This is a genomic window from Sporosarcina sp. Y838 (assembly GCF_056786515.1).
On record NZ_JBXCJD010000024.1, the window covers coordinates 14,402 to 40,341 of the forward strand.

At 36.9% G+C, this 25,940-nt stretch carries 25 protein-coding genes and 2 pseudogenes; 21 read left to right on the forward strand and 6 right to left on the reverse strand.

Annotation, left to right across the window (positions count from 1 at the left end):
• Positions 1-15 precede the first annotated feature (15 nt).
• Together AC1TO4_RS17825 and AC1TO4_RS17830 are read left to right on the forward strand one after the other, a co-directional pair.
• Positions 16-489, forward strand: coding sequence for a single-stranded DNA-binding protein (locus tag AC1TO4_RS17825; RefSeq protein WP_482106387.1), 474 nt, complete (start codon positions 16-18; stop codon positions 487-489).
• Between the two features lie 78 nt (positions 490-567).
• Positions 568-1,272, forward strand: a complete 705-nt coding sequence (locus AC1TO4_RS17830; RefSeq protein WP_482106388.1) for a PD-(D/E)XK nuclease family protein — start codon at positions 568-570, stop codon at positions 1,270-1,272.
• Positions 1,273-1,517: 245 nt separating this feature from the next.
• On the opposite strand, the gene AC1TO4_RS17835 is transcribed toward AC1TO4_RS17830, so the two are convergent.
• Positions 1,518-3,272: a PhoX family protein gene (locus tag AC1TO4_RS17835; protein ID WP_482106389.1), complete on the reverse strand. Its 1,755-nt coding sequence runs from the start codon at positions 3,270-3,272 to the stop codon at positions 1,518-1,520.
• A 266-nt stretch (positions 3,273-3,538) separates the two neighbouring features.
• On the opposite strand from AC1TO4_RS17835, the gene AC1TO4_RS17840 reads away from it, so the two are divergent.
• The 6 genes from AC1TO4_RS17840 to AC1TO4_RS17865 all read left to right on the forward strand — a co-directional run bounded on the left by AC1TO4_RS17840 (position 3,539) and on the right by AC1TO4_RS17865 (position 7,917).
• Entirely contained in the window at positions 3,539-3,763 is a 225-nt protein-coding gene (locus AC1TO4_RS17840) for a hypothetical protein (protein ID WP_482106390.1), read from the forward strand.
• Between the two features lie 221 nt (positions 3,764-3,984).
• Positions 3,985-4,539 carry a PD-(D/E)XK nuclease family protein gene (locus tag AC1TO4_RS17845; RefSeq protein ID WP_482106391.1) on the forward strand — a complete coding sequence of 185 codons (555 nt, stop codon included), beginning with the start codon at positions 3,985-3,987 and terminating at the stop codon, positions 4,537-4,539.
• Between the two features lie 541 nt (positions 4,540-5,080).
• A complete protein-coding gene (locus AC1TO4_RS17850) occupies positions 5,081-5,533 on the forward strand; it encodes an OsmC family protein (RefSeq protein WP_482106392.1) in 453 nt (150 codons plus the stop codon).
• A 978-nt stretch (positions 5,534-6,511) separates the two neighbouring features.
• A complete protein-coding gene (locus AC1TO4_RS17855; protein ID WP_482106393.1) occupies positions 6,512-6,760 on the forward strand; it encodes a hypothetical protein in 249 nt (82 codons plus the stop codon).
• Positions 6,761-6,775: 15 nt separating this feature from the next.
• The gene (locus AC1TO4_RS17860) at positions 6,776-7,138 is read left to right on the forward strand and encodes a hypothetical protein (RefSeq protein ID WP_482106394.1); all 363 of its coding nucleotides are present in this window, start codon (positions 6,776-6,778) and stop codon (positions 7,136-7,138) included.
• A gap of 119 nt (positions 7,139-7,257) precedes the next feature.
• A complete protein-coding gene (locus AC1TO4_RS17865; protein ID WP_482106395.1) occupies positions 7,258-7,917 on the forward strand; it encodes a JAB domain-containing protein in 660 nt (219 codons plus the stop codon).
• A gap of 706 nt (positions 7,918-8,623) precedes the next feature.
• On the opposite strand, the gene AC1TO4_RS17870 is transcribed toward AC1TO4_RS17865, so the two are convergent.
• Entirely contained in the window at positions 8,624-9,769 is a 1,146-nt protein-coding gene (locus AC1TO4_RS17870) for a YsnF/AvaK domain-containing protein (RefSeq protein ID WP_482106396.1), read from the reverse strand.
• A 526-nt stretch (positions 9,770-10,295) separates the two neighbouring features.
• Here AC1TO4_RS17870 and AC1TO4_RS17875 point away from each other — a divergent pair.
• On the forward strand, positions 10,296-10,496 hold the full coding sequence (locus AC1TO4_RS17875; RefSeq protein ID WP_482099604.1) for a hypothetical protein: 201 nt from the start codon (positions 10,296-10,298) through the stop codon (positions 10,494-10,496).
• Positions 10,497-11,491: 995 nt separating this feature from the next.
• On the opposite strand, the gene AC1TO4_RS17880 is transcribed toward AC1TO4_RS17875, so the two are convergent.
• A complete protein-coding gene (locus AC1TO4_RS17880) occupies positions 11,492-12,091 on the reverse strand; it encodes a recombinase family protein (RefSeq protein ID WP_482106397.1) in 600 nt (199 codons plus the stop codon).
• Positions 12,092-12,737: 646 nt separating this feature from the next.
• On the opposite strand from AC1TO4_RS17880, the gene AC1TO4_RS17885 reads away from it, so the two are divergent.
• From AC1TO4_RS17885 to AC1TO4_RS17925, 9 genes are all read left to right on the forward strand, one after another.
• The gene (locus AC1TO4_RS17885) at positions 12,738-13,160 is read left to right on the forward strand and encodes a cytidine deaminase (protein WP_482106398.1); all 423 of its coding nucleotides are present in this window, start codon (positions 12,738-12,740) and stop codon (positions 13,158-13,160) included.
• Positions 13,161-13,394: 234 nt separating this feature from the next.
• Entirely contained in the window at positions 13,395-13,943 is a 549-nt protein-coding gene (locus AC1TO4_RS17890; protein ID WP_482106399.1) for a hypothetical protein, read from the forward strand.
• Positions 13,944-14,617: 674 nt separating this feature from the next.
• Positions 14,618-14,833 (forward strand): hypothetical protein, encoded by a 216-nt coding sequence (locus AC1TO4_RS17895; protein ID WP_482106400.1) that lies wholly within the window; start codon positions 14,618-14,620, stop codon positions 14,831-14,833.
• A 22-nt stretch (positions 14,834-14,855) separates the two neighbouring features.
• Positions 14,856-15,869, forward strand: a complete 1,014-nt coding sequence (locus tag AC1TO4_RS17900; RefSeq protein WP_482106401.1) for an efflux RND transporter periplasmic adaptor subunit — start codon at positions 14,856-14,858, stop codon at positions 15,867-15,869.
• Positions 15,869-16,606, forward strand: coding sequence for an ABC transporter ATP-binding protein (locus AC1TO4_RS17905; protein WP_482106402.1), 738 nt, complete (start codon positions 15,869-15,871; stop codon positions 16,604-16,606). Before AC1TO4_RS17900 ends, AC1TO4_RS17905 begins: the two co-directional genes overlap by 1 nt.
• Positions 16,554-17,717, forward strand: coding sequence for an ABC transporter permease (locus tag AC1TO4_RS17910; RefSeq protein WP_482106411.1), 1,164 nt, complete (start codon positions 16,554-16,556; stop codon positions 17,715-17,717). The genes AC1TO4_RS17905 and AC1TO4_RS17910 overlap by 53 nt, the downstream gene beginning before the upstream one ends.
• A gap of 69 nt (positions 17,718-17,786) precedes the next feature.
• Positions 17,787-18,458 carry a response regulator transcription factor gene (locus AC1TO4_RS17915; RefSeq protein ID WP_482106403.1) on the forward strand — a complete coding sequence of 224 codons (672 nt, stop codon included), beginning with the start codon at positions 17,787-17,789 and terminating at the stop codon, positions 18,456-18,458.
• A gap of 18 nt (positions 18,459-18,476) precedes the next feature.
• A complete protein-coding gene (locus AC1TO4_RS17920; RefSeq protein ID WP_482106404.1) occupies positions 18,477-19,724 on the forward strand; it encodes a sensor histidine kinase in 1,248 nt (415 codons plus the stop codon).
• A 506-nt stretch (positions 19,725-20,230) separates the two neighbouring features.
• On the forward strand, positions 20,231-20,497 hold the full coding sequence (locus AC1TO4_RS17925; RefSeq protein ID WP_482106405.1) for a hypothetical protein: 267 nt from the start codon (positions 20,231-20,233) through the stop codon (positions 20,495-20,497).
• Positions 20,498-20,746: 249 nt separating this feature from the next.
• On the opposite strand, the gene codY is transcribed toward AC1TO4_RS17925, so the two are convergent.
• Entirely contained in the window at positions 20,747-21,523 is a 777-nt protein-coding gene (codY, locus tag AC1TO4_RS17930; RefSeq protein ID WP_482106406.1) for a GTP-sensing pleiotropic transcriptional regulator CodY, read from the reverse strand.
• An 85-nt stretch (positions 21,524-21,608) separates the two neighbouring features.
• Positions 21,609-21,938 (reverse strand): annotated as a pseudogene (locus tag AC1TO4_RS17935) (HslU--HslV peptidase ATPase subunit); the annotation flags it as partial.
• 314 nt (positions 21,939-22,252) lie between these two features.
• Between AC1TO4_RS17935 and AC1TO4_RS17940 the strand changes: the two are divergent.
• The 3 genes from AC1TO4_RS17940 (at position 22,253) to tatC (ending at position 25,052) form a co-directional block, all read left to right on the forward strand.
• Positions 22,253-23,968 carry a metallophosphoesterase family protein gene (locus tag AC1TO4_RS17940; protein WP_482106407.1) on the forward strand — a complete coding sequence of 572 codons (1,716 nt, stop codon included), beginning with the start codon at positions 22,253-22,255 and terminating at the stop codon, positions 23,966-23,968.
• Between the two features lie 87 nt (positions 23,969-24,055).
• Complete coding sequence (locus AC1TO4_RS17945) at positions 24,056-24,256, forward strand: twin-arginine translocase TatA/TatE family subunit (RefSeq protein WP_482106408.1); 201 nt, start codon at positions 24,056-24,058, stop codon at positions 24,254-24,256.
• A gap of 70 nt (positions 24,257-24,326) precedes the next feature.
• On the forward strand, positions 24,327-25,052 hold the full coding sequence (tatC, locus tag AC1TO4_RS17950; RefSeq protein WP_482106409.1) for a twin-arginine translocase subunit TatC: 726 nt from the start codon (positions 24,327-24,329) through the stop codon (positions 25,050-25,052).
• A gap of 153 nt (positions 25,053-25,205) precedes the next feature.
• On the opposite strand, the pseudogene AC1TO4_RS17955 reads toward tatC, so the two are convergent.
• A pseudogene (locus AC1TO4_RS17955) lies at positions 25,206-25,331 on the reverse strand (phosphonate ABC transporter permease); the annotation flags it as partial.
• Positions 25,332-25,940: the final 609 nt, after the last annotated feature.

Here is a 25,940-nt window from a genome sequence, read left to right on the forward strand (position 1 = left end):
GAAAAGGAGAACACTATGAACAATGTGAGTTTGGTAGGTCGTCTGACGAAAGAGCCAGAACTGAAATACACGCAAAATGGTGTTGCTGTATGTAATTTTACGCTTGCGGTGAGCCGTCCCTTTAAAAATGCTAATGGCGAAAGTGAGGCTGATTTCATCATGGTTCAAGTTTGGAGGAAGCCCGCTGAAAATGCGGCGAACTTTCTTAAAAAGGGTAGTCAAGCTGCGGTGAATGGTCGTATTAGCACCCGGCATTATGAGAATGACAAAGGAGACCGTGTATACGTAACAGAGGTTGTCGCTGATTTTGTGCAGTTCCTAGATCCGAAACCACCGGGTCAAGGCAATCAACAACAGCAAGGGCAAGAGAACTATCAGAAACAACCTAAATCTTATGCTGGTAACAGTAACACTCAAAGTCAAAATGGTAATCAATTCGAAACGGGCGGAGGTCCTATTGCGGTCAGTGATGATGACCTACCGTTTTGATGGGAGCTTAGTAAAAGGAGATTGGGTATCCAGTCTCCTTTTGTTTTTGAAAACAGATAGAAGAAAGGAGAAATCATATTGATTTACTCTTTTTCACGTTTAAACTTATACACAATATGTCCTTATCGATTCTTCAAGAAGTACATCGAAGGATACGAAGAACCGACCACTTATCCTCTAGCTTTGGGCAAAGGAGTTCATAAAGCGGTCGAGGATAAAATTAATGGAGTTTCTCATTCAGAAGCCATTTTAAACGGGATGATTGAATCTGAGTTTCATCCAGAAGTGACTATGGATGAAATGTCAGAGTTGGTTAGTCATGCACCGATTAAAGAAAACATGGGTGAAACGGAGATTCATTTTCAACTATCACTTTCTGATGAAGATTCAGCCCCGATGTTACAAGGCTATATTGATCTTGTGTCACCGGATGGAAGTAAAATAGTCGATTGGAAGACGAACAGGGTTAGATACGACGTTCGAGACAATCATCAGGTAGGGTTGTATGCGTGGGCGATAGGACAATTGAAGAACAGAACACGAGTCGAAGGCAACTTGTATTTTCTTCGATTCAGAAGAGCAAGCAAGCATGTTTTCAATCATGCTGATATGGGTATCTCTAGACGATGGGCTTTGGGTATAGCAAACGAAATCAATTCTAAACGGGAGATTTTAGACATGTTGCCAGAAGAAGCGGAGAGGCTATTCTTGTCAACGCCTTCCAGTCATTGTAGGCATTGCCCGTTTGTAATTGAGTGCTACCGAAAGTTCAGTAGTTACTAGAAGATGAAAACAGGATAGGGGTATCGCCGATGTGGATTCCCTTCGGTATTCTTAAACAGATCCGTTATGCCCAAAAAAATCCGCAGAATTACATAGCCAATAATTGACTATATAACCTCTGGGGACTTATTTTGAAGGAACAATATTTAATTGTATGATTTTTATTGAGAATTGTATCTTGAGCTTTTAATATTCGAAGACCGAATTAAAGACCGTTAGATAGATTTCTAACGGTCTTACTAAGCTTATTTTTTATCAACAGGAGGTAACTGGATATAACCGATGTTCCCTGGATTTTGAGAACCAACCATTAAGTAAGAGTACCCATTTAAATTATCAATGGCTTGTATTCCAGTTACTTCACCGCCATTAGGTGCAGAAACGACACGAGAAAGTTTCTTGGTATCAACATTATAAGCCCAGCCAATATTATTTACATGATTGCCAGTGTCCTCAGCAATAAATAAAGTTCTTGAGTTCTCAGAGTATACAATGTTATCTGGATTGGCGATTTTATCAAGGTGAGCTTTGTTGCCTTCTTCATCTTTTGGAATGTCTTCACCGACTAAAATAGCTTCCATTTTATTTGCCACATGATTACTGTCAATAGGGTTACCTTCACGATCTGTTTGTTTATCAGTTAGACTCATTTCATAAATACCACCTGCATTGATTTTTGGTAATCGAATATCATCTACAGGATCATTTGGATTTTCTTCCATGGCTTTCGCAATCGTGGACATAGCCATGTAGACTTTGTTATCGGCTTTGTTGAATGTGACTGTTTCCATCTTATTAAACTCTGACGTTGCTCCAAGCATAGCCCCATATCGGCGAGATTCTAAGAAAGCAGCCGCTTTTTCCATGCCTGGTTTTACTTTCAAAAATTCTTCACCAGTTGCAGTTTTAATATGGCTGAAGCCATTTGCTGCTGCATACTCAGCATCATTTGCCGTTTCAAAAATATCACTGAATGTTAGAGTTTCAGCTAATTTTTTCATTTCTTGGTCCGTTGCATGTCCTAATTTAATCCATTTTAAATTTCCAGCACCGCCGTTTTCGGCACTAGTTTGCTCAAATTTTGCGGCATATAATGTCCCAGCAGATAAATCCTTTTCTTTGTCAGCTATGTACATAAAGGACATCACATAGCCGCCGTCATCACCATAGTAAACAGTACGGTTATCAGGTGCTACTGTTACATTTTCAAAAGATAACCGACCCATGCTGTGGTGTTTGACCGCTTTTGCTTTACCATTTGGATGAACGGATACTTCTGTTGTATAACCATATAAGTAAGGATTTCCAATTGCTTCTGGATCTTGATAATAATTCTTAGCAAATTGTGTAACAGAAGATTTTTCAGGATTTTCTTCATGAGCACGTGCATTTGGTTCATATTCTTCACTGCCTAAATGAGTGTTCCAAGGAGATAAGATGCCGGCACATGGAGTCCAAACACCTCCATATTCTGAAAAGTCAATTGGATTAATATCAGTAATTTCGAGTACACCCGTTTTCTTATCTTGTTTGACAGTATTTAAATATAACGCTCTTGGCACTGTACCAATTTCATTATTTGGCATACTCTCAAAATGATTGATCATATATAACTTGCCGCTTTTTCCATTTACACTAAGGAGTGAGTTTGCATCTGGTGCAGTTGAAACAATAGGCTCGCCATTTGCTTTAGTTATGATATTGCCGTTGATGTCGTATGCAGTCCCGACAATTTTGCCATTAATGACATCACCAGGCTCTGCTAACGAAGTATAATCCAACTCAACTGTTTTTTTAGTACCGTCTCTTAATGTCACCTTTACTTTGGCATCACTGTACATTGTTGATTTTTCCTCGTTAGTAACAGGTGCAGGCATACCAATAAATTCAACAGATTTTACGCTTTCTATTTGTTTATACGGTTCAGCAAATACATTGACCGCAGATGGAAACAGAAGTGCTGCACTTAATAGTGGAATAATTACCTTTTTTTTGTTCATAATATTAAACCTCCCATGGTTAACTAAAATATAATTCCTTAATTAGCGTAATATTAGAATGTTAAGGAAATGTTAATGAAACATTGTAATATTGTAAATCCCTCTATTTATAAAAAAATAATACTATCTAGCTAGAAGTGAAATATGAACTATCGAGTGATTATATGTTTAAAAGTTGATGGTAAATAGGAGATTAGCTACGCGAAGGATTTAATTGACTTTTAATATATTTCACGCCTACGAGAACGACAAAGGGGATCGTGTATATGTTACAGAGGTTTTCGCTGACTTCGTACAGTTCCTTGACCCCGAAACCTCAAGGGCAGCTGAATCAGCTTGGACAGGGTTTTCAGCATCCACAAGGGCAAGGGAACCATCAACAGCAGCCTAATCCCTATGCTGGTAACATGAACGGTCAAAATCAAAATTCTAATCAATATGGAACAGGCGGAGGTTCAATTGCTGTAAGCGATGAAGACTTGCCGTTCTGAAAGAGTAAATTGAAGGGGATTGGTCAGCCAGTTCCCTTTTGTTGTTCTTGAAATTTTACTGGAGAGGGCGGCGTGGTATTCTAATTTTCACGATTGAGCCTATATGAAACTTGTCCTTACACATTCTATAAGAAAATATTCAAGTATATGAGGAACCGACCACATACCCTCTAGCTTTGGGTAAAGGGGTCCATAAAGCAGTCGAGGATAAAATTAATGGGGTGTCTCATTCAGAAGCCATTTTAAACGGGATGATTGAAGCTGAGTTTCATCCAGAAGTGACTATGGATGATATGTCAGAGTTGGTTAGTCATGCACCGATTAAAGAAAACATGGGTGAAACGGAGACTCATTTTCAGCTACCTCTTTCTGATACAGATTCAGCCCCGCTGTTACAAGGTTATATAGATCTTGTTTCACCAGTCGGAAGTAAAATAGTCGACTGGAAGACAAATCGTGTCAGATATGATGTTCGAGACAATCATCAAGTTGGGTTGTATGCGTGGGCAGTAGGTCAATTAAAGAACAGAACACAGGTTGAAGGCAACTTGTATTTTCTTCGATTCAGAAGAGCAAGCAAACACGTTTTCAATCAGGCTGATATGGACAGATCTAGACAGTGGGCATTGAGTGTAGCAAATGAAATCAATTCCAAACGGGAGATTTTAGAAATGCTACCAGAAGAAGCAGAAAGTTTATTCTTGTCAACGCCTACTAGCCATTGTAGGCATTGCCCATTCGTAATTGAGTGCTATCGCAAGTTCAGTAGTTATTAAAAGATGAAAACATAACAGAGTTAGCACCGAGGTGGATTATTCCCTTCGGTGTTTTTCTTTGATCAATAAATTTGTAGGGAGGTATTTACATGACTATGCTTACAATAATTGAAGCGATCGCAATTATTAGTGCGGGCGGAGGCATTGCTACTGCGTCGTATCTGATTGGTTTAAATCAAGGGAAACAGAAAATGAATAATCTCTAAATTCTTCGGATGTTTGAAGCTCTTTATCCAGGACGAATCGACTCAGGCCAAGGCAAATCACCAAGTTACTAAATGGTGAAATGAGCATTAAATGAACACTGGAAACAACCTTCGTATGAGCAGCAGGTCGTTGATTGATGTAAATACTTTACAGATAATATATTGGCCCTTTTACAAAAGTGAAATTTACCGATATACAGAACTTCAGCAGTAAAAAGAGAGATTTCAAGTAGTTCGGTATTTTAAAAATTCTGAATATGTATTGAAAATTTCGTTCAACTCTATTATAATCTGATATACATAGTGTTTTACTATGAATTAGGAGGCTGGGTAAAATGTCTACAAGTCAGTTAATAAAAGTCGAAACAAATGGCGTTTGGAAAGATGGCGTGCAAACTGAAATTTCAATTCGGGAGTTTGATCCTTTTGTTGTCGATGAACCTAAAAATCTAGGGGGAAAGGATGAAGGTCCTAATCCCGTTGAGTTTGTGTTAGCGGGATTATCTAGCTGTACATCAGTTATGATTGCAATTATTGCGAAAGAGCAAAACTTCTCTTACGAATCAGCAGAATTTAAAAATTCAGGAGAACTAGATTTACGTGGATTAATGGGAGTGGAAGGTATTTCAGCTCATTTTCAATCTGTAGATTTTGACGTGATTCTCAAAACGAACGAAACGGAAGCGCGTATTCTACAATTAAAAGAGTTGGTCGAAAAAAGATGTCCTGTGATGAATTTACTCGTGGATGCTGGTGTACCTGTTACTTCAAATTGGATTAAAAACTAAAAAATCGGCTATGGGATGAAGTGCCGTTCTAAAGTTAAACAGTTTATATTATTAGGTGGCTTATTGGGTATGAGTTTGGTATTGTATCAGACTCATACCCCACCGTTCCTTTAAACGAAAGGAATTATTCATTCGTACCAAACTTTAATGTCAGCGAATAATTTAATATGAGTTAAATACCCTGTTTTATGAGAATCGACAACATGAAACCATAGCCTTGAGTAGTAATTTTAAAAAACTCAACAATCACGGAACTTTATGATTGCACTTTAACATGACGCAAAGAATCTTGAATATAGGGATACAACCTATTGAAACTAGACCTAGAAACTTACGTATTATTCGTTATAAGATTCATTACGCTGGTACACGAGGTCGCAATGCCTCAGGTACTTTACTCGATGTAATCAAACGTCCCGAAAAATGTAATCGTTGTGAATGACGTATTGTATAGAATTGTTAGCAGGCTTTTTGTCGTTATTTTGCGATTTTAATGATAAGCAGGTTCTGACTTCGATAGAACTTTTCGTCGCGAACCATAGCGATAAAGACGTTTTGAAAGAGCTATCATTGTTTTGATTGCAAAGTATTCAGCCCGCTTCTTTTCCTCAAAAGGTCATTAGAAAACCAATATCTAAGCGGTTTACTTGATACACGTATTCCGAAGTGTTGCGACTGCTACTTTGATTTGATAAACTTAATTTATATTCTATTAGTATCCAAGTCATCGTATTTTGATGAAAGTCGTTATACCTTTTCATTTTCTAAAAGGAGATTCGACATGAATGTAGTAGCCTTTAAATTCTCGTTTTGAGAAAAGATAGGCAGATGTAATTGGACGTCACAAGATTGCTTTCGGGCATAATCATATAGGGTATTTACGCATTTTTGCGTGATATATATTTAAAGTCGATTGAGTCCTTAGAGAGGCAGTCGGCTTTTTCTGTTTTAAAAAATAATGGAAAAGGAGAGGTTCAAATGGTTAGTAAACAATTAGAACGTCTTGTTTCTAACAACAAGAAGGGAAGTGCGAACAAATCGTTCATCTGCTATGTGGATGTAAAGAGTGAAAGGAAATTCCTAGTCTTTAAGTTTGGCGGTATCTATCAACTGGATGGCAAAGGAGAAGTTAAAAAGCTGAATTCGCTTACCGATATTCAAGATATTTTCTTGTCTATTGAAAATGGTGATGTGAAGGTAATTGGCAGCGGAAATATAGGAATCTAAAGGAGGAGTTTCATAATGGTACTTGCAAAGGCGGAAGGCATTGAAAATCTAGATCAGGCAATCAAGTTAGGAAAAGAAATTGAACGTGTAGAGTCTGCTCTAAAAGCAATGAAGGCTGAACTAAAGGCATTCGTTGATTACAATGGTCCGGTTGACACGGGTGATGTTATTTGGGATTACACTATATCTGCATCGTGGCAATTTGATGAAAAGGGAATGAAGGAAGTAGCGCAAAACATGGTTCTCGAAGGTGTAAACCCGTGGAAAATGTTGAACATCACAGCTTCCAATCTGAAAAAAATGGGCTGGGAAGACGTTGTAATCGCAAAAATGGGCGAAAAAAAGGAGACGCGACGATTCGCATCTCGTAAAAAGTGATTCTTTAAAACCTTGTAGATTAATTATAACATAAAAAGCCTTCCACCGGGCAAGGAAAGAGTGGCACATGAACGCTAGTGCCACTCGGCGCTAGCTTTGTGTGAGAGAGGATTATAAAAATGACAACAAAATATATTACATCTGCTCGTGAAGCAGTCGCAACATACAATGCAATCGGTTCTGAAGCTGTCATAGAGTTACAGGACATTCTTGCCGTCTTAATCGGACCATCTTCAACACCTGAATTTACAGGTCGTTTAGCGGGTCGTGGGATAAGAGCTTTAGTCGAGATGACTGTTTCTGAATTGGAGAAGGAAGGCATGACGCATAATGAAGCTTTGAAGGTTCATTCGGGAATGCTTCTTGCTAAAAAAGTACGGAATGCTGGAAAGAATGAAAAACGTTATACAATCAGATTTCCAGAGGATGCAGCGTCTTATCTTATGGCGGAGATGACATCACTAATGCAAGAGCATTTAGTAGTCTTGTATCTAAATGTGAAAAATGAAGTTCTTCATAAAAAGACTATCTTCATCGGTTCGTTAAATTCTTCAATAGCACACCCTAGGGAGGTTTATAAGGAAGCACTGAAGCATAGTGCAGCCTCAATAATTTGTCTTCACAACCACCCCAGTGGCACGTGTAATCCTTCACCTGAGGACATAGAAGTTACCAAAAGACTGGCTGAGGCTGGAAGTGTGATGGGTGTAGAGCTAATCGATCATGTGATTATCGGAGACCATAGATTTATATCACTTAAAGAAAAGGGTTACATGTAAAAATATCGATTAAGAGCGTATTAATTCATGAGCTTATGGACGCGGGTTCGACTCCCGCCGTCTCCATACCTAGAAATCATATGATTTCAAACAGTGTAAAAACCCTTGGTAATCAAGGGTTTTTACATTTTCCTTAATTCATCGAGTTTCATCTAATCTCAACATTTCACCTTAGATACTGCTTTAATATATCGAAACGCTCACAGCAAAACAGTGAGCGTTATATTTTACAACATAATGTCAATTATGTTGTATTTTTGTGTTTTATTAGATATGATTCAAGCTATTTTGCAACATAGTTTATGAGATGCATCCGATAATAAATGCAACATAATTTATAGGAGATGATATTTCGATGGGGTCTTTCCAAGAATATTTAGCTTCAAGCAATTTAAGTGAAAATACCATCAAAGGATACACTCAATCCGTAAATTGATATATATAATGGTTCAATGAATCAAAAGTTGTTTCATTCACAAAGTTGCATCGTATGCGAGAATATATATCCTATAAGCCATGAGTTACAAAGAAGGGCTAAAGAAACAACGATAAATAAAAAAGGAAACCCAATAGTCAGAGATTTATATCTAGATCCTCTGAAAAAGGCTGACTTCAAAAGGTCACCTTTTAGTGACCTTTGAAATCAACCTTTTTTGTATAATATCTCAGGACCGCATAGCCTATCCAAACCTATTACTGAGTATTATTATTTTTTCTTTTTTATTTGATTTTTATTATTTTTATTTTCCTCATCGATTGAGGAATTTTCTTTGTTGAGGATTGCTTCTTCCTTTTTTACAGTAGCTGCTGAAATTGGTTCGGAACTTTTACTTTCCTTACTAACAGGAGAATCTGTTAGTGTCCCGCTTACCTCGTCCTTTTTACTGACAGCTGATACTGGTTTGTTTTTCTCTCCTGGTACAGCGAGGGAGCTTGTGCGTTTTTCGCGGGTTTCTTCCTTTTTGTCCTCCGCTGCCATTATGCTTTCAATATCGGGATTGCCTTCCACGATCAAAATATTAGGGCTTACTGTAATATCTTCTACGTGCCCTACTGTGTCTTGGTAAACTAGTTTCCCTGCTGCGATTGCCGTAGGGACTGAACGCTCAATCCGAGCTTCTTCTTTTCTAATGGTATCCTGTACCTGTTTTGTTTCTTGAATTTTTCTCTTGCCTATAATTACCTCTTCAACAATTACAGCTCTTTTCGTTACCTCTATTCTTTCTTCCATAATGGGGATGCGAATAATTTCATCCTCTCTAAAAGGGCTGCCATCTAACTTTCCATCTATGATAGGACGTCGCTCTACATATACTTCTTCTCGAAATAGTGGAACATGAACGGTTCTCTGTTCTTCCACTACTTCTTTAAGGAGCTGTAATTCTCCAACTTGGACATTCTCTTTTGTAATTTCAAGCTGTTCTTCATGGAGTCGGACTGCCTTTGAGGTTTCAGTTTCATATTGTGTTTTATAGACAGGACTGTCGTAAGTTGTATTCGTATCAACCAGCAACATTATTTTCCCCTTATTTATTTCCTCTTCACACTGTTTTGCTGTATATTTTGGCAGGCCCCTTTCAATTAGCCTGCTGGACAGGGTATTATCCTGTGTGCGGCCCATTCCTGCTGACAACATGGAAAAATAGCTGTTCATCATAACACCTGCTATAGTACTCACTTGTTGATCTGCTTCTACCATGACTCCGGTGCGGGAAGTGACTAATGGAATGGCACTTTTATTTTCAGCTACCACCATGATATCTGTATCACGATGCCCCTGACGTTTCAATCCTTCAATTGCATACAAGACTTCTTCATCTGAATTAAAGCTCCCAACAATTCGTTTTTCCATATTTATCATCCTTCCAAAATATACTACATATGAAAAGTAATAACATTCACATGTATTAGATATCTACCCGAGAGATCTTCACTTGAAACAACTAAAAAGTTAATAATTTAATAATTTATAATATTTAGCCGAAAATACGCTCATATCTATAACTAAACTTGAAATAAAAAAATGGTTGGTTTTTCTATTGCATAAAAGATTCGGGTTAGTAAATTAAATTATAAGTAGAGAGGGGTGAAGTTTCTCTACCCTATAGTTCACTTATTCTATTATATTGTAGTAGTGTCAAAACTTTTTAAGTTATGGCACATATAAAGCGAAAAAAAGCCCCGAATTTGGCAGGATTGTCTTACGGTAATTTATATTATTGTTTTTATTAAATATTTAATAGATGGTTTTGAGATCAATTAACGATAGTCGATTATGGAAATATAGAAATATTAGAGTCTTTTCGACATTATTTGCAAAATCTATTAACAATTGAGTAAATACTCTGTATACTTAATTGAAAAGGGTGGGTGTTGTAATGGATGATGGGGGATTTTCTTTGTACAATAGAATGCCAATAGAATTGTTAGCAGGTTTTTATTACCATATTAATAAAAACATAGAGAATGGAATTTTATCTAATGCCATGTACCATGAAATAAATCTAATTAAACGGGTAGCTGCAAAAAAAGGGATATCATTGACTCACCTATATGAACGAGGTTCGCTTATGAAATGATGTACATAGGTTTCTTTAGGGACATTTAGTAAACCTACATTATGTCTCTTTACTTTTCTTACAGACGTTCTCCTGATAGCACTATCAAAAATCAACACAACTGATAGCGATAACAAGGTTAAGCAAGGACAAGGGTTTATGTACTATCATAAGTTAACTATCAATAGTCCCGATCTAATCGCGTGGCTTTTTCATAACCATGGGAGGTCATGAATTTTGAGAATTGCAACCAAAACGTGAGTTTTTTTGTATCATTGGAGTGTACCCGTAGGTTACATTTTTACTAAAATTAAAACTCTATGGTTTCAAGGTAGTTGGTTTTTTAGGTTAGATGTGTGGCTTTGAATTAAAGTTGATAATTCGAAATAAAGTTTGATAATTTTTAAAAAATTGATAATTGGTAATAAGGTTTGATAAAAAGTAACCTCTTCGATATGATAACTGACCGTAAGAGGTTACCTTTTTTATATTTCTGAAAATATAGTTATGATTTTACCTAAATTTAATTCAATGCTTACTCGAATTGCTGGTTTACTTCAAATAAAACAAATTAGGAGGGAGTTTCATGGCAAAACGCAAACGTTCATCATCAATTGAGAGGAAATTGAAGGATGGGCTTGGACAAGGCTTTGGTGTTGATTACAAACCGTGGATTACAATTTAGGTTATAATATACGGAATTACTTTAACGATATTAAGGGAAAGGAACGGTGTACAATGGATATTTTAGGTATGTCGGAACATAGCTCCATTATTGTTCTTGTAATAGGAATAGTTTTTGTTGCTACTGTTATTCCATGGATATACAAGAAGTTGTTTTTACGCAACAAGTAATCGGGATTTCTGAATTTGATTATAACTTGAATTACAGCTATTAATATTAAGTCCATACATATTACACCTGAATTAGCAAGAGTGTATATTGTTAAATGCGAGTATCCTAGAAAGGGTGCTCTTTTGAATTACCTGGATTGATATTTAAAATTATTCCACGATTATAAATCTGCTTTTATCGTATAAATTGTATTCCTCGAAATCCCAACTTCACGATGTATATCCACGATACTCTTGTTTTCCGAAAGTAGTTGTACAATTCGTTCATAAATAACTTTATCTTTTCCAGTAGCACCTGCATGATATCTTTTCTTACCCCCACGATATTTCCCTTGTTGCTTAGCAATCGCAATACCTTCTTGTTGTGCAGTGCGAATCCGTTGGCGATCATCATCCACCATCCATGAGAGTAACGTAAAAACGATATCTGAAACTAACTGGCCCATCCCTTCGAGTTCCTTGTACTTTCGAGTATCAAGAATAGGCATATTCAAAACGACTACATCGATTTCTTCGTCAATCAGAGATTTCCATTCATCGCGTATCTCTTCCTTGTTTCGACCAAACCTACTAAGGTCATGAACTACTAATACATCGCCAAAACGCATTTTTGCTCTCATTTCACGATAGACTGGTCGATTGAAATCTTTTCCTGATTGCTTTTCGGTATAGATTCGATTACAGCCGAATACTTCTAACTCTTTCAGTTGTCTATCTAAGTTTTGTTCCTTCGTACTAACTCGTGCATAGCCAAAAATCATAATAATTACCCTCCATTCAATGAACAACCCTGATTGAACAATTCTATATATTGATTCTACTACATTCGAATGTGTTTGGACAGGGTATACCCAAAATCAACATACTAAAGACTACAAGTAGTTTTCTTTCAAAAAATACCAACAGGGTATACTCTGTTGGTATTTTTTGTTAGTATAGTTGTAAAGATTGTGAAGAAATGTACTTAAACTAACGAGGCAGTTTAGTTTAACAAAGAGCTATAAAATGGGAGGAAGTAAATGTATATTGTGCTTATCGGTTTTTTTATACTTTTTCTTATATCAACAACCACGGGACTTCTGATGATGTTTAAGCTGAGAAAGAAAAATAAATATAACGTTGTAATTGGAACTATTGCTATGGGAACAGGATTTTTTTGTTTAATAGCCTGCATTTTGTTTTATTTGGATGATATATAAGGACGTTGTTCCTGAAAGAAGCACACGTAAGTGTATAAACCCAATTTATGGGTATTATTTACAAGGTTAAGTCATACAGAAATAGAAATTCAAATTTGTTTTATTGAACTAACGGGTGCTTTAGTTGAACAATTGGCTGCCTTTACAGGGAAGTTTTTTCTTATTGAGTAATGGAGTCAAATACTTCCGTGAAGAGGTGAGATGAAGAATGGACATTGAACAAAGGCCATATGTAGCTGCTGTCGATCTAATAAAAAAAAGGAATCCTACGGGCTGGGGAGGTGCAGCAGCAATGTATACGAATGATGGAGATATATTGACAATTGTTGCACCAAAAGTTATCAACGCTTCAACAGAGTTGTGTATAGAAACAGGTGCTATTTTGGAAGCACATAAGTTAAATACAAAAGTAACTCATTCCATATGTGTTGTTAGGGATGATGAACATAAAGAATTTAAAGTCTTAACTCCTTGTGGTGTATGTCAAGAGAGATTGTTCTATTGGGGCAGAGATGTAAAGGTAGCTGTGTCTGCTTCGAAAAACGATAAACAATTGCGTTTTAAATCATTGGAAGAAGTACAGCCTTTTCATTGGTCTAAAGCTTATGAAGATGAAGAACTTTTCAACTAACAAGTACTTTAATTGAAGAATCGGCTGCCTTTACAGGGCAGTTTTTCTTATTGTGTATGCTATATGCACCTTATTAGAAATAACTCCCATTTTTTGTTTATCGTGGGTATGTCCTGTACATTTAAAATTTTTTTGGGGGAATAATTTTTTTAGATAATTTTTTGAATGTTTACTAGATTTAAAATTTATGATATTCTTGGTAAGAATTACATTAAAGAATGGGAGATGTTTAATATGAATGGTAATAAATTTTTAAAATTGAGTTTAGTTTTTTCTTTAATTTTATCAATATTTTTAGGGTCTTCGGATATTGCTAAAGCAGATTCAGGTGCTTCAGCTTTACCAGGAAAAGATTCGCCTTTGCATGAATATTATTACAAATTATATGCTCCTAAATCACAAACTACATTTAAAGCATTTTCTACTGCCTCTCAACCGGTATCTAAAATTTTAAAGGAGAGCAATGAGCTTATAATATATGGTGGGATTCTGACTGGAGGAGGAGCACTTGCTGCCCCAATTAAAAGTATAGAGAAGGTTCCTTATGTTGGATTGGGAATTAAATATGTGGCTGCAGTTGGAGGCGCAATGTCTATAGTTGGTGGTGTTAGTTACTTAAGCTTTAATGACTTTAAGAAGGGTTCTGTAGTAAAGCATAAAACTTATTTTAAATGGACAAACACTGCAAGATTAGAGTATGCTGTGAAGATAGAATCTTGGGTAGAGTATAAAGGTTTGAAAGTTACTAAAGTAAAAACAACTAATTTCTCAAAGAGTCTTTAAATTTAACTTTTAAGTAGTTGAATAAGCGTCTCTGTTCTTAGTTAAACTAACGGGTGCTTTAGTTGAAGAGTTGGCTGCCTTTACATGGCAGCTTTTTTTATTGAGAAATGAAGTTAACTACTTCCGTGAAGTGGTGTTATGTAAACTAGAGGTGCATGCAGCATACAAACCCGTTCAGCGATCGAATCGATGGCTTGCGGATGGAGATAATCGAGTTTCTTGTTAAACTAACTGGCAGGATAGTTTAACAAGAATTTAAAGCGTATTTATCGAATTTGGAGAAAAAAAGTAGGGTATAGGTGGTTAAAATGAATAGACCAAGTATTTGATTTTGAAGACAGTTTAATTGTGGTATAAAAGTATAGATTGACACGAATGGGTCAAAATTAAGAAGTTGTGATTTGAGAATATACGAGACACTACCAAAACTAAATACAACTATAATATATGAAAAAAGCAAAGGCTTCCTCAATGAAATTGGGGAAGCCTTTGTTCTCTAAACTATAGGACTTATCCAGTGCCCTATAGCTCTTTGTTTTTTTACAAAATGAATATTCGTAAGAGATTTTACATTAATCTCACATGTAGGGTAGAAATTTTAAGGGAAAGTTAAGGAAAAGTTAAGGAACGAAATTCATAATGGGCTTATCAACTAATAATAAGGAGGAATAAAAATGGAACAGTCCAAACAAAATCTAATAAAAATTTTACTCATTGTAAATTTGGTGATAAGTACGTGCACAGCTATTGGGGTGGGATATGTAGCTTATATACAAAGTACAAACCCCGGCTTTTCGGAAATGAGACCAGAAGGGGATGGTCAGATGTTCCCTGGTGATGGTCAATTCCAGCCTGGACAATTCCAGCAGGACCAATCAAATCAAAAGTAATGATGGAGAGGAGAATATAAAATTGAAAAAGTGGATAATTATTTCAATAATTATTGTTGTAATAGGAGGAGCGAGTGCCTGGTTCTTTTTAGGTAAAAAAGAGCCAGCACAGAGTATTGCGAATGCAGTACAAACAACCGTAGAAAAAGGAAATTTAGAGGTAGCAGTTAGTGGTTCAGGTTCGGTTACATCAGCTACCGATCAAGATGTAACAGTAAACAACAATGCTTCAGATAGCGTAACTGCTGGTGGCGGCAGCTTGAATGTGGATACTGTCAGTGTGAAGGAAGGAGATACTGTAAAAGCAGGTGCAACACTTGTAACCTTTACAGATGGAAGTATATTAGAAGCTCCAGTTGCTGGGACAATCACAAGCCTTTCTGTTGCCAGCGGTGATTATGTGCAAAATTCGGAGGCAGTTGCCCACATAACAAATTACAGTTCATTGCAAACAACCATTAGTGTTGATGAATTAGATATTACAAAAGTACAAGTTGGACAAGCGGTAACTATAACAGCAAATGCATTTGAAGATGAAACATTCGAAGGGGAAGTAACGAAAGTAGCAAATGAAGGAACAGCATCCGATGGTGCTTCTACTTTTGATGTTACGGTACAAATTACAAATCCAAAAGACCTGAAAATTGGGATGTCAACAGAAGCAAGTATCACAAATGAGATTAAAGAAGACGCGCTATACGTTCCAATAGAATCAGTGTATGAAAGTGGAAATGAAAAATATGTACTCGTTCCTTCAGGTTCTGACGATTCAGCACAATCTGCAAAAAAAGTAACAGTAGAAACTGGTATTTCAAATGACACGTATGTAGAAATTACAAGGGGTTTAGAAGCAGGAGATTCTGTTCAAGTACCAATCGTACAATCAAGTGGTAATTCCGCTGGGGGAGGAATGATGATGCAAGGTGGTGGCAGTTTCCCAAGTGGCGGTGACTTCCCGAGTGGTGGCTTTGGAGGAGGAAATGGCGGCGGCTTCCCAGGTGGCGGCGCTCCATCAGGCGGACGAGGAGGAAACTAATGACTACTCATGAGCCGATTATTCAAATTAAAAGCATGAAAAAAGCGTATGAACTTGGCGGTGAAAAGGTGTTAGCACTTCAAAGTGTTTCCCTCGATATTCAAAAGGGTGATTTTATTTCAATCATCGGTCCGTCCGGTTCCGGAAAATCAACATTTATGAACATGATTGGATGTTTAGATCGACCGGATGCAGGTAAATATTTGTTAGATGGTGAAGAAGTAGGGAAAATGAAGAGCTCACAGCTTGCAACTATCCGGAATGAGAAAATAGGTTTTATTTTTCAAAATTTTAATCTCATCCCAAAGCTGACAGCCGTTGAAAATGTAGAGCTTCCTCTCATTTATCGCGGAATGAAAGCAGCGGAGCGGAGAACAATTGCTTTAGATGCATTAAAAAAAGTAGGATTAGTAGATCGAGCAAGTCATTTGCCAACCCAATTATCAGGGGGGCAGCAGCAGCGTGTTGCAATTGCAAGAGCGCTTGCTGGACATCCTCCTATCTTACTAGCAGATGAACCAACTGGTGCACTTGATAGTAAAACAAGCAAGGATATTTTGGAGATTATGAATGCATTAAATGCACAGGGACATACGATCATTCTCATTACACATGATTTAGATGTTGCCAAGAAGGCAAATCGTGTTGTTCGTATTCATGATGGACAGCTCTATGAGAATGGAGGTGAATGGTTTGCAGATACTCAAAATGGCACTAAAAAGCATCAAAGCCAATAAAATCAGATCATTCCTAACGATGCTGGGAATTATTATCGGGGTAGCCTCTGTTATCGTCATGGTTGCGATAGGACAAGGGTCAACAAAGCAGGTACAGGACCAAATTGGCAGCCTTGGTACAAATGTATTAACTGTATCGGTTACGGGTTCAGATGTTACATTTAAAGCAGAGGATGCAGAACAATTGCAGACTGTCGATGGTATTGAAGAAATTGCACCAACAGTGTCAGGAAGAGTATCGGTGAAAAATGGCAGAACGAATACCCAAGTATCCATGCTCGGAACAACTTCTTCCTACTTAGACGTTCGTGGTGTAAAGCTGCAATCAGGACGCTTCATCGCAGATTTGGATTCTGATAACCATTCGAAAATCGCAGTACTCGGTTCAGATACAGCCCAAACATTATTTGGGCTCGGTGATCCTGTGGGGGAATATGTAAAGGTGAATGGAACATCCTATAAAGTTGTTGGGGTTCTTGAATCGGTTGGAAGTTCATTAGGTACAAGCGGAGATAGTACAATTATCGTACCTCTTAGCACAGGCCAGCGTTTAGCTTCTACTAATACTATTGGGACAACATATGTAAAGGTTGAAAATGAAGATATGATTAATTTCACATCCAATCGTATTGAGAGCACGATGTATTCAATTATAGGTGATGCGGATAGTTATAGTGTATCAAATTCACAGGATTTAATGGAGACTGCATCATCTGTAAATGATACGATGACATTAATGTTAGGAGGAAGTGCAGCAATCTCTCTTATCGTTGGTGGAATTGGTATCATGAATATTACGCTCGTATCCGTTTCAGAGCGAACGAAGGAAATTGGTATTAGAAAGGCAATTGGAGCAAAGCGTGGAAACATTCTTCTACAATTCCTCATAGAATCAGTGGTATTAAGTTCATTCGGAGGGATAATAGGAGTTGCAATTGGCATTATAAGTGCCCAAATATTTACTTTAGCAACAGGAACGGCAATTACATATTCCGTAACTGTCATGCTGTTATCATTTGTCTTCTCTTTATTAGTTGGCGTATTATTCGGTGTATTTCCAGCGAACAAAGCGTCTAAGCTTGATCCGATTCAAGCACTTCGATATGAATAGAACAAAACAAAGCGATTCGTTTCAGCGAACGCTTTGTTTTGTTATTATGTAAGAAAGGAGAGAAGAATGTTGCGTATACTAGTAGTAGAAGATAATGTAGCCTTGCTGCAGTCTATTAGCCAACTTTTATCTGAAGAATTTGAAGTAGATTTCGCAGAAGATGGAGAAGAAGGGCTTTTTATGGCCTTGCAAAATATATATGATTTAATTGTTCTAGATGTTATGCTTCCAGAAATGGACGGGTTTGAGGTTATACAAAAGATACGCGGGGAACATATTCAGACCCCTGTTTTGTTTTTAACTGCCAAAGATTCATTAGGAGATCGGGTCAGAGGGTTGGATTTTGGAGGAGATGATTATCTGACCAAGCCATTCCAAGCACAAGAACTCCAAGCACGCATTCGTGCATTATTGAGAAGGAGCGGCAGTCTAACAACAAATCAAACGATTCAATATCGGGGGATTGAACTATTTGGGAAAGAAAAGGCTATTTCAGTAGATGGCAATCCAATAAAATTAACATTAAAACAGTATGAAATGCTGGAATTTATGATACAGAACAAAGGTGCTATTTTAACAAAAGAACAGCTTTTCGATCGAGTATGGGGATTTGATTCTGACACAACAATCGGCATAGTAGAAGTATTTGTTCATCATCTTCGCAAAAAGATGGAACCGTTCGGGTATCATAAGGATATTCAAACGATACGAGGCATCGGATATATGCTGAAGGAACAGTAGACAGTAGGAGAGAAGAAGATGTTTCAAAGAACTCGTCTTAGACTTACGATATTAAATTCATTAGTCTTTATTATTTTAATTGGAGTGCTTGTAGTCGTTATTTATTCATATGCTGGGTCGCGTTTATATCAAGATGTAAACAATGACCTGCTTGAAGCGGTAGAACGAGTTGCTTCGCCAGAACAACGCAGGCCGATGATACGGCCGGATGGGTTGCCGATAGGACCAAGAGACCCCCGTATTACTTTACTAATATGGAACAATAACAACGAACTGATTACTTTAAATGAGGATGGAACAATTTTTGCCGACAATGAATCGGAATTTCGCCCAACAGAGTTAGAAGTGCTTCAAGACACTGAAGCAGAAGGGTTCCATTTTAGAACCATCGCAATAAAAGTGCAGGATCCAAACTTTGGAGTAATAACAGTGCAATTTTCAAGAAACATTACTTCCGAAAAAGACATGCTTCAGACATTGCTATTAATTTTAGTTATCGGTTCCAGTATTGGAAGTGTGTGTGCGGTTGGTGCAGGATTCTTTTTGGCTGGAAGAGCCCTTGTTCCAATTAAAAAGGCATGGCAAAAACAGCAGCAGTTTGTGTCAGATGCTTCTCACGAATTAAGAACACCTTTAGCTGTTATCCAGACGAAGACAGATTTATTGTTGCGCTCCCCGACTTTTACTATACAAGAAAAGGCAATAGATTTATCCATCATATCACAAGAGGGGCGACGATTGTCAAAACTGGTTACCAATTTGCTTACATTGGCCCGTTCGGATTCAGACCAGCTAGAAATGGAAAAAAAGGAGTTTTCATTAACCAATTTACTGGAGGAACTAATTGAACATTACGCAGAAATAGCGTTATATCAAGAAAAAGAACTTGTATTAGATGCCCCATCTTCTGTCTTTCTTGTCGGAGACAAGGAAAGAATCCATCAATTTATGGTTATTTTATTAGATAATGCTATGAAGTTTACGAAAGAGGGAGGAAAAATTTTAATTTCTTGTTCCCAGACCTCTCATTCCGTTTTGATAAAAGTACAAGATAATGGCATTGGTATGGAAGAAGGGAATATACCCAAAATATTTGATCGGTTTTTTCAAGTGGATAAATCCCGGACTGAAGAAGCGGGAGCTGGCCTTGGGCTTGCTATTGCAAATTGGATTATTGACAAACATCATGGCAAAGTAAAAGTGCAAAGCGAAGTTGGAGTGGGAACAAGTTTTGAAATTATTTTTCCATATAATCAAAAGATATAAAAGATAGCCGATAGTCAAGCCCCATACGGCCGGTTCGTAAGACGTATTTGAACTTATGTGCGATAGAGAGGAATAAAATTACTGTGAAATTTTTATACTTTCTATTAGCTGACAGTAAAAAGTAGTTAGTGAATTAATTTATAGAAATAATTGAAATTATATATGAATGTTTGTGAACAAATGTATTTAAAGTAATTGGTGCAAGACGTTAACAAGTAAGATCATCAGACGATGTTCTTTTTTCTTTCATTATAATTTCAGAAAATTGAAATAAAACAGTAAGTTCACGTAACTTACTTTCACCTCACTATAATAGATTACAGACCACGGCATACCATATTTTCCTAAAATAATAAAAACATGTAAAGGGTTTCGATTGTGCGTTAGAGTATACTCAAAAAAACTTTCTAATCTAACACAATACAAATATGTTAGATTTACGAAAAGTCTCTCTTTTATTTAGAAAGGGAGACTTTTTTTCAATTTTAGGTGTCATAACTTCATCAATGGGCAGATTAATTTTAAGAATGTTATCAGCCATTGCGGAATTTGACAGGGATATGATCGTTGACCGATTGGCAGAGGGGAAAACAATTGCGAGGCAGAATCCTGATTTTCGTGAAGGTAGACCGAAAAAATTCACTAAAAAGCAAGTAGCACACGCTTTACACCTACTGCAAACGAATTCCTATACGCAAGTAGAAGAAATTACAGGGATTTCTAAAAGCACACTAATCCGTGCCAAAAGAGAAGTAGCTAAAGGGGGCAGATAATGATGGCTTAGAAATCACTTTCAGATTATCAAAGGGAGTATGAAAGAATCATCCATGCAGTACCCTCATGAAACGATAGGGGCTCAGGACGCTTTCAACTACTCTTTTTTAAAAGATAAGAAAGTACAAGTTTTGAAGCTGCCGCATACGCGCTTCGCCGCCACAGTCTTAGGGCTTCGGCTCCCCCTTATAAGGCGACTTCGCTTAGTTTATGTAGGAATTCATTTGTTCAACATATCTATTACATATTTATGACTTTTGTTTTTCAAGTTCTTCAAGGAATTTATTATTAAGGACCTTGATATATGTCCCTTTCATTCCTAGGGAACGAGATTCAATGACACCAGCACTTTCTAGTTTACGAAGCGCATTTACGATTACAGAACGTGTAATACCTACACGGTCAGCAATTTTAGATGCTACTAGTAGACCTTCATTGCCATCAAGCTCATGGAAAATGTGTTCAATCGCTTCGTGTTCACTATATGAAAGTGAATTGATAGCCATTTGAACAACTGCTTTACTACGTGCTTCGATTTCAATTTTCTCTGATTTCTCACGTAAAATTTCCATTCCAACAACAGTCGCACCATATTCTGCAAGGATTAAATCATCGTCCTGGAAATCATCTTTAAGTCTTGCCAAGATTAGTGTACCAAGACGCTCACCGCCTCCAATGATTGGAACAATCGTCGTCAATCCATCATTTAATAATTCACGATTTTCAATCGGGAAGACAGTATGCTCGCTGTCCACATCCAAGTTAGAAGAAGTCTCTCTCACTTCAAACAAGCGGTTTGTATATGCTTCAGAGAATTTGCGATCTATGAGCATTTGCTTCATGCGTTCATTTTCAATTTGGTGATGTATTTCTAGACCAAGTAATTTCCCTTTTTTGCTGACGATGAAAGCATTACAGTCGATAACAGAACTAAGCTTCTCAGCCATTTCCTTAAAATTCACTTTTTTTCCTGCCGATTCTTGTAGCATTGCATTAATTTCACGTGTTTTTGATAATAAATTCATTTGTTTTTTCCTCCTCATAATAGTTACTTTGCACTTAATAACACTCTAAATGTTTATAATAATCAGGTTAATTTAAAAATTTAAATTAAATTATATACTGTGATAAGTCTTTATTTTTCGCGATATCTTTTAGCTTTCCATCGACATACTCCGGTGTTATTTTGATTATTGTCGGTCCGATATCAGCCGCTTCATACGATAGTTCTTCGAGTAATTTCTCCAAAATTGTATGTAAACGCCTTGCACCGATATTCTCCGTATCATCATTCACTTTAAATGCAAGTTCAGCAAGTCGGCTGATTGCTTCGTCTGTAAAATTCAAAACAACATTTTCCGTATTAAGCAATCTTTCGTGACGGATAAGAGAAAAATCAGACTCTTTAAAAATACCTTTAAAATCATTCTTTGTCAATTTTCAAGGCCAAAAACCACATTTCCCTTTTACAAAATTACCCTTCCTATACCCTTTAAGGTTAAAATCCATATGTCTTTTACGTTAATAACACAATCTTTTACACTAAATTAACAGGCAGTTGACAATGAAATTGTATTGTTTTACATGGAGGGAGGAGTTCTGAAAATAATAATAAGTATCTAACCAACATCTTTTACTGATGATTTGGACAAGAAGACAATAGGATCCCCCCTACACTAACAGGAAATTTTTTTCGGCATTCAAGAATTAATTGCGTTACCTAAAATCATTGCGGAAAGAAGGCAGATAGTACAATGACAGACCAATCAAAAAAGGAAACAGCAAAATCGTTGTCTACTAATGTTTTTAATGACCAAATGGATCGCCGTGATTTTTTCAGAAAGACATCACAGGTTGCCGGAGCTGCTTTGGGATTAACATTGGTAGGCTCGCTGAGCGGCTTTCCTGTCAGCGCCGTATCCAGTTCATCGGTTATGCATTCAAATAGTAATAAACCAAATCTGGTTTTTCCGGTTATAAGTGATGTACATATCGATCATCAAAGTGATGCAAATTTAAAAAAGTTTATAACCACATTAGATCAGTTAAATCAAGTAGTTCCTATGCAAGATGCTTTTGTGGCTGTAGGTGATTTAACGGATCATGGATATGAATCGGAATACAATAAGTTTATGTCCGCTTATAATAAACGAAAAAATCCAAATGCAGTTTCTATGTTTGCAATTGGTAATCATGACTACTGGAATGGATTAACTGTGATTAATGCGCAAAAGCAATTCCTTGAGAAAACCGGGATGGAGTCACTTTACTATCATAAAGTAATCAAAGGCTACCATTTTATTATTCTTTGTACTGAAGATGGCAGAACAGAAGGAACTTTTTCCGTAAAGCAAATTGAATGGCTGGCTGAACAGCTAAAGCTGGCAAACGCTGATGACCAGAAAAAACCAATTTTCGTCTTCCATCATCAGCCCATTAAAGGGACCGTTTATGGAAGCGAATGGGGCTTCTCTCAAAATAGAGACCTATTCTACGATACTTTAATAAATTACCCACAAGTAGTCTCATTTTCCGGCCACACACACTACCCGCTCGATGATCCAAAAATCATTCATCAGAAAGACTTCACCTCCATTGGAACCTCTGCGGGTGCCTACTTATGGCTTGATAGCGGAAGGATTCAAGGTGAAGTACCTGAGGGGGCTGATATTCTTAATCAGGCTCTGATTGTAGAAGTGTATAACAATAAATTAATTATTAAACGCCGTGATATTCATAATAATGATTGGACAGGGGAGCCATTCGAAATCAGTTATCCTGCTAAAACGAACAAATTTAAATATACCGAGGATCGAGACAAGAAAGCTCCTTTCTATACCAAGGATGCAATGATTTCTATCGATCACGAAAAGGCAACAGTTACAAGCTTAGCTATTATGTTCAGTCAGGCAAAAGATGACCTTCTTGTACATGACTATCAGATAGTAGCTAAAAATACAGAAACTGGAGAAGTAGACAATGAGTTTCTTGCATTCTCGGAATTCTACAAAGACCCTGTGCCTAACCCTTTAACATTGACAATCGGGGAATTAAAGCCTAACACTACGTATGAGATTGAAGTACATGCTCTGGATGCATTCGAAAATATAAGTGCTAATTCTTTAAAAGTATTAGGGAAAACACTTGACGGTGAAGTAAAAGATCCAACGATAAAGTTATCTAAAGAGGTTTTTAAGGGCGTGGAAGACTCGATAGAAGTTACGGTTGAAAATGTAAGAGCCCCAAAAAGTGACTGGATCGGATTATATGAAGTAAATGAAAGACCTGGAGATATTTCTTCAATTTGGTGGATGAACACGAATCCAACAAATGGGACACAGACATTCTCCTATAAAGGAAGCAGTTCTTCAAGATACAAGGAAGGTTCCACTTATAAATTTATTTATTTCTACGGTAGCGGATATGAAGCAGTAGCACAAGCTACATTCACTATTGGAAGTAAGGATTAGTATCATCTTGACTTCATCACAGAATTCTTTGATGAAGTCAAGTTAATAAAATCTTCAACCAAAATTGAATAACAGGAGGTATGCTTTATGTTCCAAAATATTGGGATTCCAGGTTTAATATTGGTCCTCGTCATTGCATTAATCATCTTTGGTCCGTCAAAATTGCCAGAGCTGGGCAGGGCAGTTGGTTCGACATTAAAGGAATTTAAAAAGTCAACTCGGGAATTGGTTTCTGATGATGAATATGATAAAGAGCAACTGGATATGAAGCAAGAAAAAAATCTGTAGATAGTATTAACTTGTAAGATGTGAGTGGATCCTTTAACTTGCATCTTATTTTTTAACTGGAGGTGTTAAAATGAGGAAAAAAGAAATGAATCTTGTCGGCCATTTAGACGAATTGCGCAGCCGCTTAATTGTTTCCTTGGGTGCCTTTATCGTTTTTTTCATTTTGGCGTTTATTTATGTGAAAGACATTTATAATTGGATCGTTCAAGACTTTCCGATGCAACTAGCCGTTTTGGGTCCCAGTGATATATTATGGGTCTATTTAATGTTGGCAAGTGTTGTTGCACTTGCTGGAACGATACCAGTCGCTGCTCATCAAATTTGGCTATTTGTCAGGCCGGCTCTATTCGGAAACGAGAGGAAAGTAACCCTGGCTTATATTCCCGCCTTATTTATATTGTTTATTTTAGGAATATGCTTCGGATACTTTCTCATCTTTCCGATTGTTTTCAACTTCCTTCTCTCATTATCGGATGATATGTTTATGAATTTCTTTACGGTAGAGAAGTATTTCCGGTTTTTAATAAATATGACGCTTCCTTTCGGGTTATTATTTGAACTGCCAGTGGTCATTATGTTCTTGACAAGCATTGGAATACTAAATCCTTACCGTTTACAAAAAGTTAGAAAATATGCGTATTTTGTTTTGGTTTTAACGTCAGTGCTCATTACTCCCCCTGATTTTTTATCAGATATTCTTGTCGCCATCCCATTGCTTATTCTGTATGAATGTAGCGTTTTTCTATCAAAAATAGTTTATCGCCGAAAAGAGAATAATGCAGCTCTTGAAGTTTAAGTTAAGATTGGAAAAACCCCTTCTAATAAAGCAGAATTGGGGCTGTCCGGAAAGTCAGGAAAAAACCTGACTTCTTGGACGGCCCCATTCAATCGAATTACAGTCCCCTAATCCTCATCATCAAACGGATTATTTCATAAGGTAGCTTTTTTTTTATTGTGTAGAAGAGAGTACTAACAACACCACGACAAGAAGAATCGCATAAGTGATAAATCCTACTTCCCGAATGACAAAATAGAAGCTTGACGCCATAAACAATTCAAAGCCAATCCGACCAGCAAATCCAGATTATTAACAAAGAAAAATACCCAACTGGCAGCTGCTTTGTTTGAAAGGCAATTCAATAACGAGGAGTATATAGAACATTCAAATTCAACATTTGAAGCCATTACCAATGATTGGCTAAATCTTTACAGAAGTAAGCACCAAATAGAGCCCACCTGTCAATCAGGGGGGGCTATTATTAGGTAACAGTTTAAACACAAAATTACAGGTTTATATAAATATTGGTTTATATAATATATAATGGGGGTAAATCCGTAGTTTTCCTTTTTATATTATTTAACATAAATTTCGGTAATAATATTGAATCTTAACTTTTACAGTTGGAAAAATCAGTTGTTTAAGTAATTTATTTTCAATACTTAGAAAGTGTTGGTGAAAAAATGCGTACAATTTGTTTAACTTTTGAATCTTGGTATTCTAAATATGAGTGGTATGAGTATTCAAACAAGAATACACAATTAGAAATTCCAATGCTTACTGATAGATCACCATGTAGTGATCCATTCTTTGAGTGCGCCCAGCATGGGCGTAGTCTATAGGGTGCAAGTCCCGAACTGTGAAGGCAGAAGTAACAGTTAGCTTAACGCAAGGGTGTCCATGGCG